Source organism: Streptomyces sp. NPDC046862 (assembly GCF_040704615.1).
Taxonomy (GTDB): domain Bacteria; phylum Actinomycetota; class Actinomycetes; order Streptomycetales; family Streptomycetaceae; genus Streptomyces.
Genome location: NZ_JBEYXP010000076.1, coordinates 1 through 15,419 on the forward strand (window position 1 = coordinate 1; position 15,419 = coordinate 15,419).

Annotated in this window: 15 protein-coding genes; 8 read left to right on the top strand and 7 right to left on the bottom strand. The window is 69.6% G+C overall.

Annotated elements, in window-relative coordinates; genetic code table 11:
* The first annotated feature begins 241 nt into the window (after positions 1-241).
* Complete coding sequence (locus tag AB0959_RS48000; protein WP_366833275.1) at positions 242-1,753, top strand: alpha-N-arabinofuranosidase; 1,512 nt, start codon at positions 242-244, stop codon at positions 1,751-1,753.
* A gap of 223 nt (positions 1,754-1,976) precedes the next feature.
* The gene (locus AB0959_RS48005; RefSeq protein WP_366833276.1) at positions 1,977-2,885 is read left to right on the top strand and encodes a sulfite exporter TauE/SafE family protein; all 909 of its coding nucleotides are present in this window, start codon (positions 1,977-1,979) and stop codon (positions 2,883-2,885) included.
* Between the two features lie 159 nt (positions 2,886-3,044).
* Here AB0959_RS48005 and AB0959_RS48010 read toward each other — a convergent pair whose 3' ends face one another.
* From AB0959_RS48010 to AB0959_RS48020, 3 genes are all read right to left on the bottom strand, one after another.
* On the bottom strand, positions 3,045-3,887 hold the full coding sequence (locus tag AB0959_RS48010) for an intradiol ring-cleavage dioxygenase (RefSeq protein ID WP_366833277.1): 843 nt from the start codon (positions 3,885-3,887) through the stop codon (positions 3,045-3,047).
* 135 nt (positions 3,888-4,022) lie between these two features.
* Entirely contained in the window at positions 4,023-4,433 is a 411-nt protein-coding gene (locus AB0959_RS48015; protein WP_366833278.1) for an ATP-binding protein, read from the bottom strand.
* A 94-nt stretch (positions 4,434-4,527) separates the two neighbouring features.
* On the bottom strand, positions 4,528-5,772 hold the full coding sequence (locus AB0959_RS48020; protein ID WP_366833279.1) for an MFS transporter: 1,245 nt from the start codon (positions 5,770-5,772) through the stop codon (positions 4,528-4,530).
* Positions 5,773-5,844: 72 nt separating this feature from the next.
* Between AB0959_RS48020 and AB0959_RS48025 the strand changes: the two genes are divergently transcribed.
* The gene (locus tag AB0959_RS48025) at positions 5,845-6,684 is read left to right on the top strand and encodes a LysR family transcriptional regulator (RefSeq protein WP_366833280.1); all 840 of its coding nucleotides are present in this window, start codon (positions 5,845-5,847) and stop codon (positions 6,682-6,684) included.
* A gap of 84 nt (positions 6,685-6,768) precedes the next feature.
* On the opposite strand, the gene AB0959_RS48030 is transcribed toward AB0959_RS48025, so the two are convergent.
* The 3 genes from AB0959_RS48030 to AB0959_RS48040 all read right to left on the bottom strand — a co-directional run bounded on the left by AB0959_RS48030 (position 6,769) and on the right by AB0959_RS48040 (position 9,520).
* Entirely contained in the window at positions 6,769-7,542 is a 774-nt protein-coding gene (locus AB0959_RS48030; protein ID WP_366833281.1) for an intradiol ring-cleavage dioxygenase, read from the bottom strand.
* Positions 7,543-7,643: 101 nt separating this feature from the next.
* Entirely contained in the window at positions 7,644-8,828 is a 1,185-nt protein-coding gene (locus AB0959_RS48035; protein ID WP_366833282.1) for an endonuclease/exonuclease/phosphatase family protein, read from the bottom strand.
* A 35-nt stretch (positions 8,829-8,863) separates the two neighbouring features.
* Positions 8,864-9,520, bottom strand: coding sequence for a D-alanyl-D-alanine carboxypeptidase family protein (locus tag AB0959_RS48040; protein WP_366833283.1), 657 nt, complete (start codon positions 9,518-9,520; stop codon positions 8,864-8,866).
* A gap of 87 nt (positions 9,521-9,607) precedes the next feature.
* Between AB0959_RS48040 and AB0959_RS48045 the strand changes: the two genes are divergently transcribed.
* The 3 genes from AB0959_RS48045 to AB0959_RS48055 all read left to right on the top strand — a co-directional run bounded on the left by AB0959_RS48045 (position 9,608) and on the right by AB0959_RS48055 (position 12,048).
* On the top strand, positions 9,608-10,303 hold the full coding sequence (locus AB0959_RS48045; protein WP_366833284.1) for a response regulator transcription factor: 696 nt from the start codon (positions 9,608-9,610) through the stop codon (positions 10,301-10,303).
* Positions 10,296-11,390, top strand: coding sequence for a HAMP domain-containing sensor histidine kinase (locus tag AB0959_RS48050; RefSeq protein WP_366833285.1), 1,095 nt, complete (start codon positions 10,296-10,298; stop codon positions 11,388-11,390). Before AB0959_RS48045 ends, AB0959_RS48050 begins: the two co-directional genes overlap by 8 nt.
* Before the next feature lie 151 nt (positions 11,391-11,541).
* Positions 11,542-12,048, top strand: coding sequence for a helix-turn-helix domain-containing protein (locus AB0959_RS48055; protein WP_366833286.1), 507 nt, complete (start codon positions 11,542-11,544; stop codon positions 12,046-12,048).
* Between the two features lie 40 nt (positions 12,049-12,088).
* Here AB0959_RS48055 and AB0959_RS48060 read toward each other — a convergent pair whose 3' ends face one another.
* Positions 12,089-12,556, bottom strand: coding sequence for a peptidoglycan-binding domain-containing protein (locus tag AB0959_RS48060; RefSeq protein WP_366833287.1), 468 nt, complete (start codon positions 12,554-12,556; stop codon positions 12,089-12,091).
* Between the two features lie 356 nt (positions 12,557-12,912).
* On the opposite strand from AB0959_RS48060, the gene AB0959_RS48065 reads away from it, so the two are divergent.
* Complete coding sequence (locus tag AB0959_RS48065; RefSeq protein WP_366833288.1) at positions 12,913-13,887, top strand: arabinan endo-1,5-alpha-L-arabinosidase; 975 nt, start codon at positions 12,913-12,915, stop codon at positions 13,885-13,887.
* Positions 13,869-15,302 carry a family 43 glycosylhydrolase gene (locus AB0959_RS48070; RefSeq protein ID WP_366833289.1) on the top strand — a complete coding sequence of 478 codons (1,434 nt, stop codon included), beginning with the start codon at positions 13,869-13,871 and terminating at the stop codon, positions 15,300-15,302. Before AB0959_RS48065 ends, AB0959_RS48070 begins: the two co-directional genes overlap by 19 nt.
* The last annotated feature ends 117 nt before the right edge of the window (positions 15,303-15,419 follow it).

Here is a 15,419-nt window from a genome sequence, read left to right on the forward strand (position 1 = left end):
GCCGGGGACGAGCCGTCCGGCGCCCTCCGACGGCGAACCGCTCGCAGCACCCGGCGCGGGCCCCCCCCCCCCCCCCCCCCCCCCCCCCCCGGGGGGGGGGGGGGCCCCCCCCCCCGGGACAGGATGGGACGGGTAGGGGCGGCGGGGGCGACAATCCCTCCACCCCACCCCACCCCACCTCACCCCAACGCACCCACCTCGCACCAACACACCGCACCGCACCACCCCCCGAAGGGACCCCATGCGCACCGCCCGCTTCACCCTTGACCCCGCCTTCAGCATCGGCAAGGTCGACCCCCGCCTGTTCGGATCCTTCGTCGAGCACCTCGGCCGCTGCGTCTACACCGGCATCTTCGAACCGGACCACCCCACCGCCGACGCCGAAGGCATCCGCACCGACGTCCTGGACCTCGTCCGCGAACTGGGCGTCACCACCATCCGCTACCCCGGCGGCAACTTCGTCTCCGGCTACAAGTGGGAGGACTCGGTCGGCCCGGTGGAGGACCGCCCCCGCCGCCTCGACCTCGCCTGGCGCTCCACGGAGACGAACCACTTCGGGCTCTCGGAGTACGTCGACTTCCTCCGCAAGCTCGGCCCCCAGGCCGAGCCCATGATGGCCCTCAACCTCGGCACCAGAGGCGTCGCCGAGGCCCTGGAACTCCAGGAGTACGCCAACCACCCCGCCGGCACGGCCCTGTCGGACCTCCGCGTCACCCACGGCGACAAGGACCCCTTCGGCATCAAGCTGTGGTGCCTGGGCAACGAGATGGACGGCCCCTGGCAGACGGGCCACAAGACCGCCGCCGAATACGGCCGCCTCGCCGCCGAGACCGCCCGCGCCATGCGCCAGATCGACCCCACCGTCGAACTCGTCGCCTGCGGCTCCTCCAGCCAGTCCATGCCCACCTTCGCCGAGTGGGAGGCGACGGTCCTGGCGGAGACGTACGACCTCGTCGACTACGTCTCGCTGCACGCCTACTACCAGCCCGAGGACGGCGACGTCGACTCCTTCCTCGCCTCCGCCGTCGACATGGAGTCCTTCATCGAGAACGTGGTCGCCACCTGTGACCACGTGGGCGCCAGGCTGAAGTCCACGAAGAAGATCAACCTCTCCTTCGACGAGTGGAACGTCTGGTACATCTCGGAGTGGCACGCGATCGAGAACTCCGGCGCGCGAGACTGGGCGGAGGCCCCGCGCCTGCTGGAGGACAACTACAGCGTCATGGACGCGGTCGTCTTCGGCTCGCTCCTCATCGCGCTGCTCCGGCACGCCGACCGGGTCACCGTCGCCTGCCTCGCCCAGCTCGTCAACGTGATCGCGCCGATCATGACCGAGCCGGGCGGCCCGGCCTGGCGGCAGACGACGTTCTTCCCGTTCGCGCAGGCCTCCCGGTACGGGCGCGGGCAGGTCCTCGACGTACGGGTCGACTCACCGACGTACGAGACGAAGAAGTACGGCGAGGCGGACCTGCTGCACGCCACGGCCGTACGGGCCGAGGACGGCTCGGTCACCGTCTTCGCCGTCAACCGCGACCGCGCCGAGTCCCTCCCGCTCGAGGTCGCCCTGAGCGGGCTGGAGCTGACCGACGTCGTCGAGCACAGCGTGCTCGCGGACGCCGACCCCGACGCCCGCAACACCCTCGACGCCCCGGAGCGCGTCACCCCGCACACCGTGGAGGGCACGACCCTCCGGGACGGCACGCTGAACGCCGTCCTGGAGCCGCTGTCGTGGAACGTGATCCGGCTGCGCTAGCCGCACACCGACCGGGGGAGCGCCCGTGGCCCGCGGGTCACGGGCGCTCCCCACAGGATCGTTACCGCGTGCTCAGGCTTTCCTCAGTTTCGTCCCCTATCGTCGGCCCGGCCGTCAATCCCTACTTAACCGGTCGGAAAACCAGGGAAGACGGGAGACGGCAGACGCCAGACGGCAGGCGCCAGACGGCAGAGGGCAGACGGAAGACAGGAGACGGACGAACATGCGGACGCTGGTACTGCTCGCGCTCGCGGGCCTCGGCGCCCAGCTCGTGGACGGCAGCCTGGGCATGGCCTACGGCGTGACCTCCACGACCCTGCTGCTCGCGATGGGCACCAACCCGGCCGCGGCCTCGGCCACGGTCCACCTCGCCGAGATCGGCACCACGCTGATGTCGGGCGCCGCGCACTGGCGGTTCGGCAACGTGGACTGGAAGGTCGTCGCGAAGATCGGTGTGCCGGGGGCGGTCGGCGCGTTCCTGGGCGCGACGGTGCTGTCCTCCCTGGCCACCGGGGTCGCCGAGCCGGTCATGTCGCTGATCCTGCTGGGGCTCGGGCTGTACGTCATGTCCCGCTTCACCTTCCGCGGTCTGCCCAAGGGCCAGCTGGGCAAGCCGCTGCGCAAGCGGTTCCTGTCACCGCTCGGCCTGGTCGCCGGGTTCCTGGACGCGACGGGCGGGGGCGGCTGGGGCCCGGTGGGTACGCCGGCCCTGCTCGCCAGCGGGCGGATGGAGCCGCGCAAGGTGATCGGCTCCATCGACACGAGTGAGTTCCTGGTCGCGATCGCCGCCAGCCTCGGCTTCCTGTTCTCGCTCGGCTCCCAGGGGATCGACTTCCTGTGGGTGCTGGCGTTCCTGCTGGGCGGGCTGGTCGCCGCGCCGGTCGCGGCGTGGCTCGTGCGGTTGGTGCCGCCGCGGGTGCTTGGTTCCGCGGTCGGCGGGATCATCGTCGTCACCAACGTCCGTACGCTGCTGAAGAGCGACTGGATCGGGGCCACGGGTGCGGTGAGCTCCGCTGTCTACGTGCTCTTGTACGTGCTGTGGGGTGCCGCTGTGGCGTACTCGGTGCGGGCGTACCGGAGGGAGAGGGCCGCGGAGCCTGTGGCCGAGGAGCCGCAGACCGTGGGGGCGTGAGCGGTTTGAACGGCGTCTGCGGGCCCGTCGTGGCTTGTCGCGCCGCGCGGCGGAGCCGCATATCGTCACAGCCCCGCGCCCCTGAAAAACATGGGGCGCGGGGAACCGCGCGACAAGCGCCCCCACCGGCACGCAGATCCACCTCTGCCAGCGGAGCGCTTACGCGCTGTCGACGCCCACGGTCAGCGTCGCCTTGTAGCCGTCCGAGACGCCGGAGCCCAGCGCGGTGAGCGTGAGCAGGCCGCTGGAGGCGCCTCCGTCGTCGTAGACGCTGTCGTCGGCGAGGGCCGTCTCGGGGGTGGTGTTGGCCGAGTACGGGGAGGTCGCCTGGATCTCCTCGTTGATGTCGGGGTCGAAGAACAGCTGGCCGGTGTGGATGATCTCGCCGCCGGTGTACGAGTCGTCGGTGAGCGTGACGTCGGTGTGCACCCGCATGTGGACGTGGACGGCGCGCGAGACGTAGTGCCCGGGCCAGATCGAGGTGATGCTGCACTGGCCGTTCTCGTCGGTCATCCGTCCGCCGCGCAGGAACGTGCCGTTGTCCTCCTCCTCGTGGCCGTTGCCGCCCACGAAGCCGGAGTACTCGCCGAGGTGGTCGCAGTGCCAGATCTCCACGAGCGCGTCCGCGAGCGGGGCGCAGTCGTTCGCGACGTCGACGACCGTGAAGGTGTACTGGACCTCGAAGCCCTCCTTGTCCTCGCGGATGTCCTCGCGGACGAGAGCGCCTTCGAGGGAGTACGGGCCCTCGGTGACCTCGGCGTTCAGGACGCACACGTCGGCGGTGGTGGACGAGGAGTCCGTGGAGCCCGCGGCGGACTCCGACGCCGTGGACGCCTTGGTCGTCGCCGTCCCGGTGGTCGGGTTGGCGGCGGCGAGTCCGGCCGCCGCGAGTCCGCCCGCGACGGCGACGCTGCCGCCGCCGATCAGGACGCGTCGCCGCTGGACGCTCTTGTCCAGACGGTGGCGGCCGGACTGGTTCTCGTTGGTGGTGTTCTCTGTCATGCCCAGCGAAGTTAGGCAGGCATCTGAGGAAATCCTTAACACGGGACTGTGCGTACGCTGGGGATGTAAGTCCCAACCGCTCGTGTTTCCATGGGAGTTGGGACACTCTTCGCGCCTCGGCCCTGCATCCGATGGTCAGTGCAGGCGCATCGCCAGTGTGACCGCGGCCCCCGTCGCGCCCGCCGCGATGGTGAGGCGGTCGGTGACCAGGTGGGCGAGCCAGAGGCCGCGGCCGGAGCGGGTGTCGTCCAGGCCGGGGAGGAGCTCGGGGATGGCGGGCGTGAAACCGGGGCCGTTGTCGGTGATCCGGCACTCCAGCTCGTCGGCCAGACGGCGCAGTTCGAGATGGCCGCGCCCGCCCGCGTGCTCGACGGCGTTGTCGGCGATCTCGCTGATGGCCAGGGTGAACTCGCCCAGGCGTACTCCGGCGAGGCCCTCGGCGGCCGCCGTGTCCTCCACCAGGGCGCGCAGTACCGACAGGTTCGCTCCTGTGAAGTGCCGTTTCAACAGGACCGTCTCGGAGTCGTCAAGGCCGCTCAGCCGCATATATCCACGCTAGCCGCGGTGGGGGGATTCATGCGTGAAGGACTGCCTGGGGGCGGATACCGGTCGGAGTTGTACGTTCGCGATCGCGGAATGACTACTTCCGGTCGATGGTCGTTGCTCGCCTTGCCCCTCTTCCCGCCGACTCGCGACAAGCTGAAGTGGGCGAACGGGGCGAACGGGGCGACGGACAGCGGCGGGACAGCAGGCATCCGGTCAACGCGGCGGCGAGGCCGGCCAGCCCGGCCGCCGCGAAGCCGCCCGCCGGTACGGAGACGTCGATCGCCACCCCGACGATCGGGGATCCGAGGGCGAAACCCGCACTCTGCGCCGAGGATTGCAGACCCGTCGCCTCACCCCGCACCCCGGCCGGCGCCAGTCGGCTCACCGCGTCGGCCACCGCGGAAAGGGTCGGCGCGGCGAGGAACCCGGTGCCGACAACGGCCACGCACAACCAGGGCCAGTCGTGGGCAAGCCCCGCGGGAATCGTCACGAGCCCGAGCAAGCCGAGCAGCAACCACGTGGGCAGCGACCGGGACAGCGCGCCGTAGATCAGCCCGCCGGTGACAGAGGCCACGCCGAGTACGGCCACGACCACGGCGGCCCAGGACACCTGACCTGCTTCTTCGAGCGTGGCGACGATGGCGAGGTCGACGCCGCTGAGCAGCACCGTGGTACCGAACGCCATCGTCAGTGCGGCAATCATGGCGACGCCCAGCCACTGCCGTCGCGGGGGCCGTCCGGCCGCGCCCGCATCCGTCTCGCCCTCGGCACGCAGTGGCGGGTTGAGCAAGGCGATCCCGGTTCCGCCGGCCACGATCGCGGCGCCGAGCCCCCACACCACCGCACCGGGGGACACCTTCGTGGCGCACAGGATCACGACCGCCGGGCCCACCATGTACGACAGTTCGCCCTGCACCGACTCCAGCGCGAACGCGGCCCGGCGCTGTTCCGCCGTCGTCATCGAGGCGATCGCCTGCCTGGTCACCGGCTGGGCCGGCACCATCAGCAGACCCGCCGCGAAGGCGGCACCCAGTAGGGCCCCGTACGGCAGCACCGGCACGCTCAGCCAGAACACGACCTGCACCACGACAGTCACCAGCAGCACCGTACGCAGGCCCCGCCGGTCGATCATGCGGCCGAGCAGCGGTCCGCCCAGCGCCAGCCCGGTGGTCAGAGCCGCCGCGACACCGCCGGCTGCCGCATAGCTCATCTGCAGGTCCAGCACGACATACATCGTCAGCGCCATCACGTCAGCCGTGATCGCGGTACGGGCGAGAAAGGAAACAGCCAACAGCGGTGCCATCCCTGGCACGGCGAGTATCTGCCGGTATCCGGTCACTTGCGTGACGCTAGATCCTCCGTCACGTCATAGGTAGTGGTTCATTTTCTGGGGCAGACATAATGGATCGTTATGGCCAGGGATCTTGAGACCGCGTTGCTGCGGTCCTTCGTCGCCGTCGTGCGGGCGGGCAGCATCAGCCGCGCCGCGACCGCGCTGGGACATACCCAGCCCGCGCTCAGCCAGCAGATGCGCAAGCTCGAGAGGGCCGTCGGCCGTCCGCTGCTCCACCGATCACCGTCCGGCGTCTCGCTGACCCGGGCGGGTGAGGAACTCCTGCCGTACGCCGAACGTATTCTCTCGCTCGCCGCACAGGCGCTCACCGAAACCGGGCGCGTGCTGACCGGCCGCTGCGGTGTCGGGTTGCTCGAAGATCTCGCCGCGTCCCAGCTTCCGCAGGCCCTCGCCGACCTCGCCCGGCTGCACCCCGGCGCGACCCTGGAGGTGCTCAGCATGTCCAACGCCGAGATGCGGGAGGCCTACGACACCGGCCGCGTCCAACTCGTGCTCAACGAAGTGGCGGCCGTACCCGGACCGCCGCGCTGGACGGTACGCCGCCCGCTGGTCTGGGCGACCGGCCAGGGTGTGGACGTGGCCGCCGATCCGCTGCCGGTGGTGCTGTTCTCGAACACGTGCTCCTGGCGTACGTCGGTGCTGGAAACGCTGGAACGTGCCGATCGGCCCTGGCGGGTGACGTTCGAAAGCAACAGCCTGGTCGGTGTGCTCGCCGCGGTACGGGCCGGGCTCGGCGTCGCGGCGCTCATGCCCACGAACCTTGAGCCGGCCATGGCCTGCCACGAGGACGCCCTGCCCACTCTGCCGGACGTCGAGTTCGGCCTCGCACGGCACCCACGGTCCGAGGGCGATCCGCTGATCGATGCCGTGGAGACCGCGCTACGACGCATGATCTGAGTTTCCCGGCTGGCCGGCGCCGCGGGGCGGACCGAGACGTCGTACTCGGGCCACCCCACGGCGAGGTGCGGCAGGGGGTGCGCGTCAGCTCGTCTCGACGCCCACCGTCAGCGTGCCCGCGTAGCCCGCCGTCGGCGAACTGCCCAGCGCCGTCAGCGTGAGCAGGCCGGACGCGGCGCCTCCGTCGTCGTAGATGCCGTCCTGGGCGAGTGTGGTGCGGGGGACCGTGTTGGCCGAGTACGGGGAGAGGGCCCCGACTCTGGCTGTGATCGTCTCGTCGAAGAAGAGCTGGCCGGTGTGGAGCTCCTGGCCGCCCTCGAACGAGCCGTCCGGGGTGAGCGTGACATCGGTGTGCACCTTGAGGTGGATGTGCACGCACCGTCCCCGGTACCAGCCGGGGTAGACCGAGGTGATCCGGGCGACACCGTCCGAGCCCGTCAGCACGCCCCCGCGCAGGAACGTGCCGTTGTCCGGCTCGTTGTGGCCGTTGTTGCCGACGAACCCGGAGTACTCACCGAGGGCGTCGCAGTGCCAGATCTCCACCAGGGCGTCCGGAAGCGGGGCGCAGGTGTCGTCGTCGACCACGGTGAGGGTGAGCTGGAGCGGGAAGCCGGTCTTGTCCTCGCTGATGTCGGAGCGGACGTACTGTCCGTCGAGGTAGTAGGGACCTTCGGTCATCTCCTTGGTGAGGGTGCAGACGGCCGCGGCGGCCACGGGGGCCGTGTCGGCCGTGCCGGCCGTCGCGGAGGTGGGGGTGGCGGGCGCGGCGGCGCTCACGGCGAGTGTGGCGGCAGTGGCGCCCGAGGCGATCAGAACGGTGCGGCGCCCGATGGGGGGAGTTGCCTGTTTGTCTGTCATGAGCACGGCAACGTAGGGGCGTGAGCTGTCGATGAGCTGTGTGTTGGGCAAAGTGACGGAACGTCAAGCCGCTTACCGGCCGGGCCGCACCGTGGGTGCCCTCAACGGGCGGCCGACCAGCTGATTCCGGCCGCCACCGGCAGGTGGTCGCTGCCGGTGGCCGGCAGCACCCACGAGCTCTGCGGCTCCACGCCGCGCACCAGGATCTGGTCGATCCGCGCCACCGGGAACTTCGCCGGCCAGCTGAAGCCGAAGCCGTCCCCGGCCGCGTCCTGGACCGAGTGCAGCCGCGAGGTGATTCCGGCGAGCGCGCGGTCGTCCATGGTGCCGTTCAGGTCGCCGAGCAGCACCACCCGCTCGTTCTTCTCGGCGGCGATGGCCTCGCCGAGAGCCCGCGCGTTTCTGTCCCGGCTGTCCGTCCAGAAGCCCGTCCTGGGAGTCAACCGTACGGACCCCAGGTGCGCCACGTACACGGCGAGGGGCCCGCGGTCGGTGGCCACGGTGGTGCGCAGCGCCCGGTTGTAGGCCAGTTTGACGGCGGCCGGCTTGGCGGCCCCCAGCGGCCCGGCGTCCATCTCGGTGTCGACCGGCCGGGTGTCCGACAGCGGCAGCTTGCTCCACAGCCCGACCGTGCCCTGCACCGTGTGGTACGGGTACGCCTTCGCCAGCTCCTTCTCGTACGTGCCCCCGGCCTGCGGGGTCAGCTCCTCCAGCGCCAGCACGTTCGCACCGGAGGCGGCCAGGTCGCGCGCGGTGCCGACCGGATCGGGGTTGTCGGCGCCGACGTTGTGGCTGACCACGGTGAGGTCGCTGCCCGGGTGGGACTTGTCGCCGAGCAGCCCGCCGAAGAGGTTCAGCCACACCGTGACCGGCAGCAGCAGCGCGGCCACCGCGGAGACGGAGCGCCGCCACAGCGCCCCGGCCAGCAGTACCGGGACGAGCAGGCCGAGCCACGGCAGGAGGGTCTCCACCAGGCTGCCGAGGTTCCCGATCCGGTTCGGGATCTTCGCGTGCAGCAGCATGAGCAGGCCGAGCAGCAGCGCCGACGACGCGAGCACCGGGCCGCGCTTCCAGGGCCCGGGCCGGGAGCCGATGAGGATCGCCCGGCGGATGCCGGCGCGCAAGGTACGGGCGCCGGAGTCGGTATCCCGGCTGGTACCCGTGGGTCGGGCGCCGGAGTCGGTATCCCGGCCGGTACTCGCGGGCCGGGCGCCGGAGTCGGTATCCCGGCCGTCGGCGCCGCCCTGTCCGGTCTCCGCTGCGTCCACCTTGTCCACCTGCGCCATCCTCTGTCCTCGCTCACTGCCTCGCTCACTCCCGGTCACCGCTGCATCCTCGGGTCCTGGGTGGGGTCGGCATACATGCGCGGGCAACGACGGTCGATCGCTTCGGGGCGCAGTTCGTAGTGCCAGGGTTCGTTGCGGTAGATCTGGCACAGCCCGTACTCGGCACCGTGTTCGGACAGCCACGCGGTGGCGTTGGTGTGCCCGATGTCGATCGCGTCCCCCGACACGTGAGGAGACGTGTCCGCTGTGGCCACCCATCGGGCAGCCTCGTCTTTGGACCCGTATTCGGAGACCGCCTCGCGAAGCAGCTCATTCTGGTATTCCGGGGAACGCCAGCCGCTGTTGACGTAGAACTGGACGCCGTCGTCAGCGGCATCCGTCGCCGCCTCGCGCAGGGCCCGGAGCAGATCGTGGTCGAGGTCGGCCACGGCGGGATACCCGTCATCAAACACTGACACCCCGTCAGGGACGGCGCCGTCAGCCTCGCCGAGCCCACCACGGGGGGCACTGCGAGGAGTATTCGAGGGTGAGGGGGCCGAGGAGGCCAGTGGTGCTGCCGGGGAGGACGAGGAATTCCGCGAATGGTAGCCGAGGGCTGCGGTGATCACTGCTATGACGACTATCAGGCCGACGACAGGTAACCAACGAATCCGTCGGGCCGTTGTCCGTGCTGATGGTGGGATTCGAGTCATACCGCCAGTCAAGGCAGCGCGGTGTTGCCGGCCCGTATGTGGTTTTCGATATGCCGACGATATGCGAGGGCTCGTAGCCTCGAGAGCATGCGTGTGTTGATTGTCGAGGACGAGCCCTATCTGGCAGAAGCCATCCGCGATGGCCTGCGCCTGGAAGCGATCGCGGCCGACATCGCGGGTGACGGCGACACCGCTCTGGAACTGCTGGGCATCAACACCTACGACATCGCCGTCCTCGACCGCGACATCCCCGGACCGTCCGGTGACGAGATCGCCAAACGCATCGTCGCCTCCGGCAGCGGCATGCCCATCCTCATGCTCACCGCGGCCGACCGTCTCGACGACAAGGCCTCCGGGTTCGAACTCGGCGCCGACGACTACCTCACGAAACCCTTCGAACTCCGGGAACTCGCGCTCAGGCTCAGAGCACTCGACCGCAGACGCGCCCACAACAGGCCTCCCGTGCGGGAGATCGCGGGCCTGCGCCTCGACCCGTTCCGCAGAGAGGTCTACCGGGACGGCCGCTACGTCGCGCTGACCCGGAAGCAGTTCGCCGTGCTCGATGTCCTCGTCGCCGCCGAAGGCGGTGTCGTCAGCGCTGAGGAGTTGCTGGAGCGGGCGTGGGACGAGAACGCCGACCCGTTCACCAACGCCGTGCGCATCACCGTCTCGGCACTGCGCAAGCGTCTCGGTGAACCCTGGATCATCGCGACCGCGCCGGGCGTCGGCTACCGCATCGACACAGCACCTGTCAGCGGGCATGGGGCTGGTGACCGTGGATAGGTCACCCGGCTTGAGCGTCCGCCTCAAGCTCACCCTCAGTTATGCCGGATTCCTCATGCTCGCGGGTGTCTTCCTGCTCGTCGCCGTGGGAGTGTTCCTCCTGCGACAGGGATGGTTGCAAACCAACGAGTCGGGGGCGGTGCGAGTAACTCCGGGCACCCTCTTCGTGCGCGGTTTCGCCCCGACGGCAGCCGCGGTAATGGTGTTCCTGCTGGTATTCGGCCTCCTGGGAGGATGGATCCTCGCGGGACGCATGCTCGCACCCCTGGACCGAATCACCCACGCCACCCGCACGGCCGCGGCCGGATCGCTGTCCCACCGGATCCATCTCCCGGGCCGCAAGGACGAGTTCCGCGAACTCGCCGACGCCTTCGACGGGATGCTCGCGCAGCTCGAAGCACACGTCGCCGAGCAGCGGAGATTCGCAGCCAACGCATCTCACGAGTTGCGCACCCCGCTGGCGATCTCGAAGGCGCTTCTCGATGTGGCCCGCACCGATCCGGACCACGACACCGGCGAACTCGTCGACCGCCTCCACGCGGTCAACACCCGGGCGATCGACCTCACCGAGGCACTGCTCCTGGTCAGCCGCGCCGAGCAGCGGTCCTTCACCCGAGAACGCGTCGACCTGTCCCTCATGGCGGAAGAAGCCACCGAAACCCTCCTTCCTCTCGCGGAAAAGCACGGCGTCACCATCGAGACCCACGGTGACATCGCCCCCACGACCGGGTCGCAAACGCTCCTGCTGCAGCTGACCATGAACCTCGTGCACAACGCGATCGTCCACAACCTGCCTGGAGAGGGCACCGTGTGGGTGAACACCGGCGTCGGTCCCAGGACTGTGGTGCTCACGGTCGAAAACACCGGCGAAAAGTTCACCCCGCAGCTGGCCTCGACACTCACCGAACCCTTCCGGCGCGGCACCGAACGCATACACACCGACCACGCCGGCGTCGGCCTCGGCCTGGCCATCGTCAAGACCATCACTCAGGCACACGACGGAACGCTCACGCTCACTCCGCGCCCTGCCGGGGGGATCCACATCACTGTGGAACTGCCCGCGATATCACGGAACTGGTCCCGGTGATGTGAAAGTTCAGCCCTGATGTGTAATGAGCCTGCCAAGATGCTGTGGCGCATTGAGACATCGGGACACCGACCGCGTCCCGGGAACTACACCGAGTTGCTGGGATGTCGGGGGGACGACCGCCGGGGCTCGCGGAAAACAGGGGGGCACCATGGCCCAGTACGGCGACGTCGAACGGTTCGCTTCATGGCTGCGGATGCTGAGGGAGAGAGCCGGGCACAGCTACGAGGCACTCGCCCAGAAGACCGGTATCAGCCGCTCCAGCCTTCATCGTTACTGCGCGGGCACTTCCGTCCCGCCGGACTACGGCGTGGCCCACCGCATCGCCACGGTCTGCGGGGCCACCCCCGCGGAGTTGCGCGAACTGCACCGCCTCTGGGCCCTGGCGGACGCCGAGCGGGGTCCGCGCGCCTCTCCGGAGGAAGGGCGGCAACCCGCACCGGAGGAACAGCCGCAGCCCTCGCCGGAGGCAGCGAAGGCAGCGAAGGCAACGAGCCGGGGCACCGGGGAGGAGCTCGCGGCCGGGGCCCCCGAGTCGTCGGAATCCGGGGCCCGGCACCCGGAGGCCCCGGAGACAGTGGAGGCCCCGGAGACAGTGGAGGCGCCCCGGGAGGCGGGGCCGCGGTCGTCGTCGGTGACCGGGCGGAGTGGTGGGTGACCGGGCCCCGTCCCCCGGCGGGGCCCGGCGGCCACGGGGGTCAGTTGCAGAAGCCGCCGGCCCAAGCGGCGAACCGCTTGAACGCTGCCTGGGTCTGCGGTCCGGCCTGCCCGTCGATGCCGCCCTCGTAGCCATGGCTGGACTTCAGATAGCGCTGCAGCGCCGAAACCGTGCCGCTGCCGACGACTCCGTCGATCTGGCCGGTGTAGCCGTAGTGCGCCTTGAGGAAGCGCTGCATCGCCTTCCAGCTGTTGGTGCCCAGCTGACCGTCGAGGTAGTCGTTGTAGTCCCAGTACACAACCAGCCAGCACTGGACGTTCTTGGCTTGCGCGGTGCTCAGGCCGAGGTTGACCGTCGCGAGCGGGGCAACTGTTCTGGTGCTCGCCGCCGGCTTCGAGGCCGGCGCGGACGCCGCGAAGCTCGCGCTCGCACCCGCCAGGCTCGCGGCGGCGATCCCGACGACTGCCGTGACACTGACGAGTGACCTTGTCAAAACGCTCGGTCGCATTCAATTCCCCTTTTCGGCGGTGGTCCCGCTGTCGCGGTGGTGCTGCTGATGCCGGACCGACGCTGGCAGGGCGCACCGGCCACCGGCAAGGAAACGCGTCCCAGTGGGATGGCCGAGACGGCATGAGCCGCTTGACCTGGGCGTTTCACAGCACGCTGGGACGGGAGTGGGACGGGAGTGGGGTGGGGAGGGCAAAACACATGCGGCTGACGCGAGTTGCCCGTGTGGGAACCGTTGACGCGCAAGCGCTTCGATTCTACGTTTCGGGCACACGGCTGTCCGACCGAACGGCCGCTGTTCGGTATTCCGTACGGTCGTGCTGGGTAATCCTCCCCCCCACTTCCAGGAGGTTCCGTATGAGCCGCACCTCCCGAAGAACCGCTCTCCTCGCCGTCCCCGCGGCCGTCCTGCTCGCCCTCGTCCCCGGTACGGCGAACGCGTACCCGAACCCCGGGCGCGTCACCGGCTCGACGGTCGTCCACGACCCGACGATGATCCGCACCTCGTCGGGCCAGTACCTGCTGTACGCCACCGGCGGCGGCCTCGCCAACAAGACGTCCACCGACCGCGTCGCCTTCAGCGCCGGCGCCGACGCCTTCCGCACGAAACCGGGCTGGTGGTCCACCTACTCCTCCGTACCGGAGGCGTGGGCGCCGGACGTCTCGTACCACGGCGGCAAGTACCTGATGTACTACTCGGTCTCGTCCTTCGGCTCGCAGAACTCGGCCATCGGGCTGGCCGGCTCGACCACCGGACAGCCGGGCAGCTGGACCGACTACGGCATCGTCTACACGTCCAGCTCCGCCACCGACTACAACGCCATCGACCCCAACCTCTTCGTCGACGACGACGGCAAGTGGTGGCTGTCCTTCGGCAGTTGGTGGTCCGGCATCAAGATGATCCAGATCAATCCGTCGACGGGCAAGCAGCTTTCGTCCAACACCACGCGCTACTCGCTGGCGTCCCGCCCGACCGGCACCAAGGCCGTCGAGGCCCCGTTCGTCGTCAAGCGCAACGGCTACTACTACCTCTTCGCCTCGTACGACACCTGCTGCGCCGGCACCAGCTCCACCTACAAGGTCAAGGTCGGCCGCGCCACCAGCGTCACCGGGCCCTACCGCGACCGGAACGGCGTCGCGATGACGAACAACGGCGGCACACCCGTGCTGGAGTCGCACGGCAGCGTCATCGGACCCGGCGGCCAGTCGATCCTGGGCGACGTCGACGGCGACCTGATCGTCTACCACTACTACGACGGCGACGACAACGGCACGCCCAAGCTCGGCATCAACCTCCTGAACTGGAGCAGCGGATGGCCCGTCGCCTACTGACCCTGCTGGCCGCGCTGCTCCTCGCCCTCACCCTGGGCCAGCCCTCGGCGAGCGCGGCCTCGTTCACCAACCCCGTGAAGTCGGTGAAGGGCGCCGACCCCTGGATCTCGTACCACGACGGCAACTACTACCTGGTGACGACGAGTTGGACCGACGTCATTACCATGCGCAAGTCACCCACCCTGGCCGGGCTGTCCACCGCGCCCAGCGTCCAGGTGTGGAAGGGCGACGCCGCGTCGCGCTGCTGCAACATCTGGGCGCCGGAGCTGCACTTCCTGAACGGCCGCTGGTACCTGTACTACGTGGCCGGGCAGAACATCTCCGACTACAACCCCACCCAGCGCAGCCACGTCCTGGAGAGCGCGGGATCCGACCCCATGGGGCCGTACACGTACAAGGGGCAGCTGAACTCGGCCTGGATGCTGGACCCCAGCGTGCTCAGCGTGAACGGCAGGCTGTACATGCTGGGCAGTGCGAGCGGCGGGACACAGAACCTCGTCATCGCCCCCATGTCCAACCCGTACACGGTCAGCGGCTCGTACTCGACGATCTCGACGCCGACGTATGACTGGGAACGGCAGGGCGGCACCGTCAACGAGGGTCCTGAGGTGCTGCAACGGAACGGCCGGACGTTCCTGATCTACTCGGCGAGCGGGTGCTGGACGCCGGACTACAAGCTCGGGCAGCTGGAGCTCACGGGGTCGAATCCGCTGTCCGCGGCGTCGTGGACGAAGAAGTCCACGCCCGTCTTCCAGCGCAACGACTCCGCGGGTGTGTACGGGCCCGGGCACAACGGGTTCTTCACCTCGCCCGACGGCAGTGAGAGCTGGATCGTCTACCACGCCAACGACGGCGCGAGCGAGGGGTGCGACAACGGGCGGACCACCCGGGCGCAGAAGTTCACGTGGAACTCCGACGGGACACCGAACCTCGGGACGCCGGTGCGGTTGGGAACGTCGCTGCCGGGGCCTTCCGGGGAGCCGTCCAGTACGTCCACGACGTACACGGTGGTCAACCGGAACAGTGGGAAGTGCCTTGACGTGGCCGGGAGTTCGACGGCCGACGGTGCGAACGTCCAGCAGTGGACGTGCGGTGGCGGGGCCAATCAGCGATGGCGGATCGAGGATCTCGGGGACGACACGAGCCGGTTGGTGAACGTGGCGACCGGCAAGGTCCTGGACACGGCGGACTGTTCCTCGGCCGACGGGGCGGACTTGCGCCAGTGGTCCTGGCTCAACAACACGTGCCAGAGGTTCCGGTTCCTCGCGACGGACGGCGGCTACGTGCGGATCGTCAACCAGGCCACGGGGAAGGTCGCCGACGTGGCCAACTGCTCCGGTGCCGATGGGGCGGACGTGCGGCAGTGGTCGTGGCTGGCCAACGCGTGTCAGCAATGGATGCTGCGGGCCGTGTGACGAGTGCGGGTCGGTTGTGGCTGCTCGCGCCCACGCGGCGGAGCCGCACATTGATACAGCCCCGCGCCCCTGTCGGGGGCGCGGGGAACTGCGCGAACAACTCCAACGTGCCCGCAG

What these genes read in the sequence shown, in the direction of transcription:
- AB0959_RS48000 (WP_366833275.1), top strand. Translation starts at nt 242, where the DNA reads ATGCGCACCGCCCGCTTCACCCTTGACCCCGCCTTCAGCATCGGCAAG.
- AB0959_RS48005 (WP_366833276.1), top strand. Translation starts at nt 1,977, where the DNA reads ATGCGGACGCTGGTACTGCTCGCGCTCGCGGGCCTCGGCGCCCAGCTC.
- AB0959_RS48010 (WP_366833277.1), bottom strand. Translation starts at nt 3,887, where the DNA reads ATGACAGAGAACACCACCAACGAGAACCAGTCCGGCCGCCACCGTCTG.
- AB0959_RS48015 (WP_366833278.1), bottom strand. Translation starts at nt 4,433, where the DNA reads ATGCGGCTGAGCGGCCTTGACGACTCCGAGACGGTCCTGTTGAAACGG.
- AB0959_RS48025 (WP_366833280.1), top strand. Translation starts at nt 5,845, where the DNA reads ATGGCCAGGGATCTTGAGACCGCGTTGCTGCGGTCCTTCGTCGCCGTC.
- AB0959_RS48030 (WP_366833281.1), bottom strand. Translation starts at nt 7,542, where the DNA reads ATGACAGACAAACAGGCAACTCCCCCCATCGGGCGCCGCACCGTTCTG.
- AB0959_RS48035 (WP_366833282.1), bottom strand. Translation starts at nt 8,828, where the DNA reads ATGGCGCAGGTGGACAAGGTGGACGCAGCGGAGACCGGACAGGGCGGC.
- AB0959_RS48040 (WP_366833283.1), bottom strand. Translation starts at nt 9,520, where the DNA reads ATGACTCGAATCCCACCATCAGCACGGACAACGGCCCGACGGATTCGT.
- AB0959_RS48045 (WP_366833284.1), top strand. Translation starts at nt 9,608, where the DNA reads ATGCGTGTGTTGATTGTCGAGGACGAGCCCTATCTGGCAGAAGCCATC.
- AB0959_RS48055 (WP_366833286.1), top strand. Translation starts at nt 11,542, where the DNA reads ATGGCCCAGTACGGCGACGTCGAACGGTTCGCTTCATGGCTGCGGATG.
- AB0959_RS48060 (WP_366833287.1), bottom strand. Translation starts at nt 12,556, where the DNA reads ATGCGACCGAGCGTTTTGACAAGGTCACTCGTCAGTGTCACGGCAGTC.
- AB0959_RS48065 (WP_366833288.1), top strand. Translation starts at nt 12,913, where the DNA reads ATGAGCCGCACCTCCCGAAGAACCGCTCTCCTCGCCGTCCCCGCGGCC.
- AB0959_RS48070 (WP_366833289.1), top strand. Translation starts at nt 13,869, where the DNA reads ATGGCCCGTCGCCTACTGACCCTGCTGGCCGCGCTGCTCCTCGCCCTC.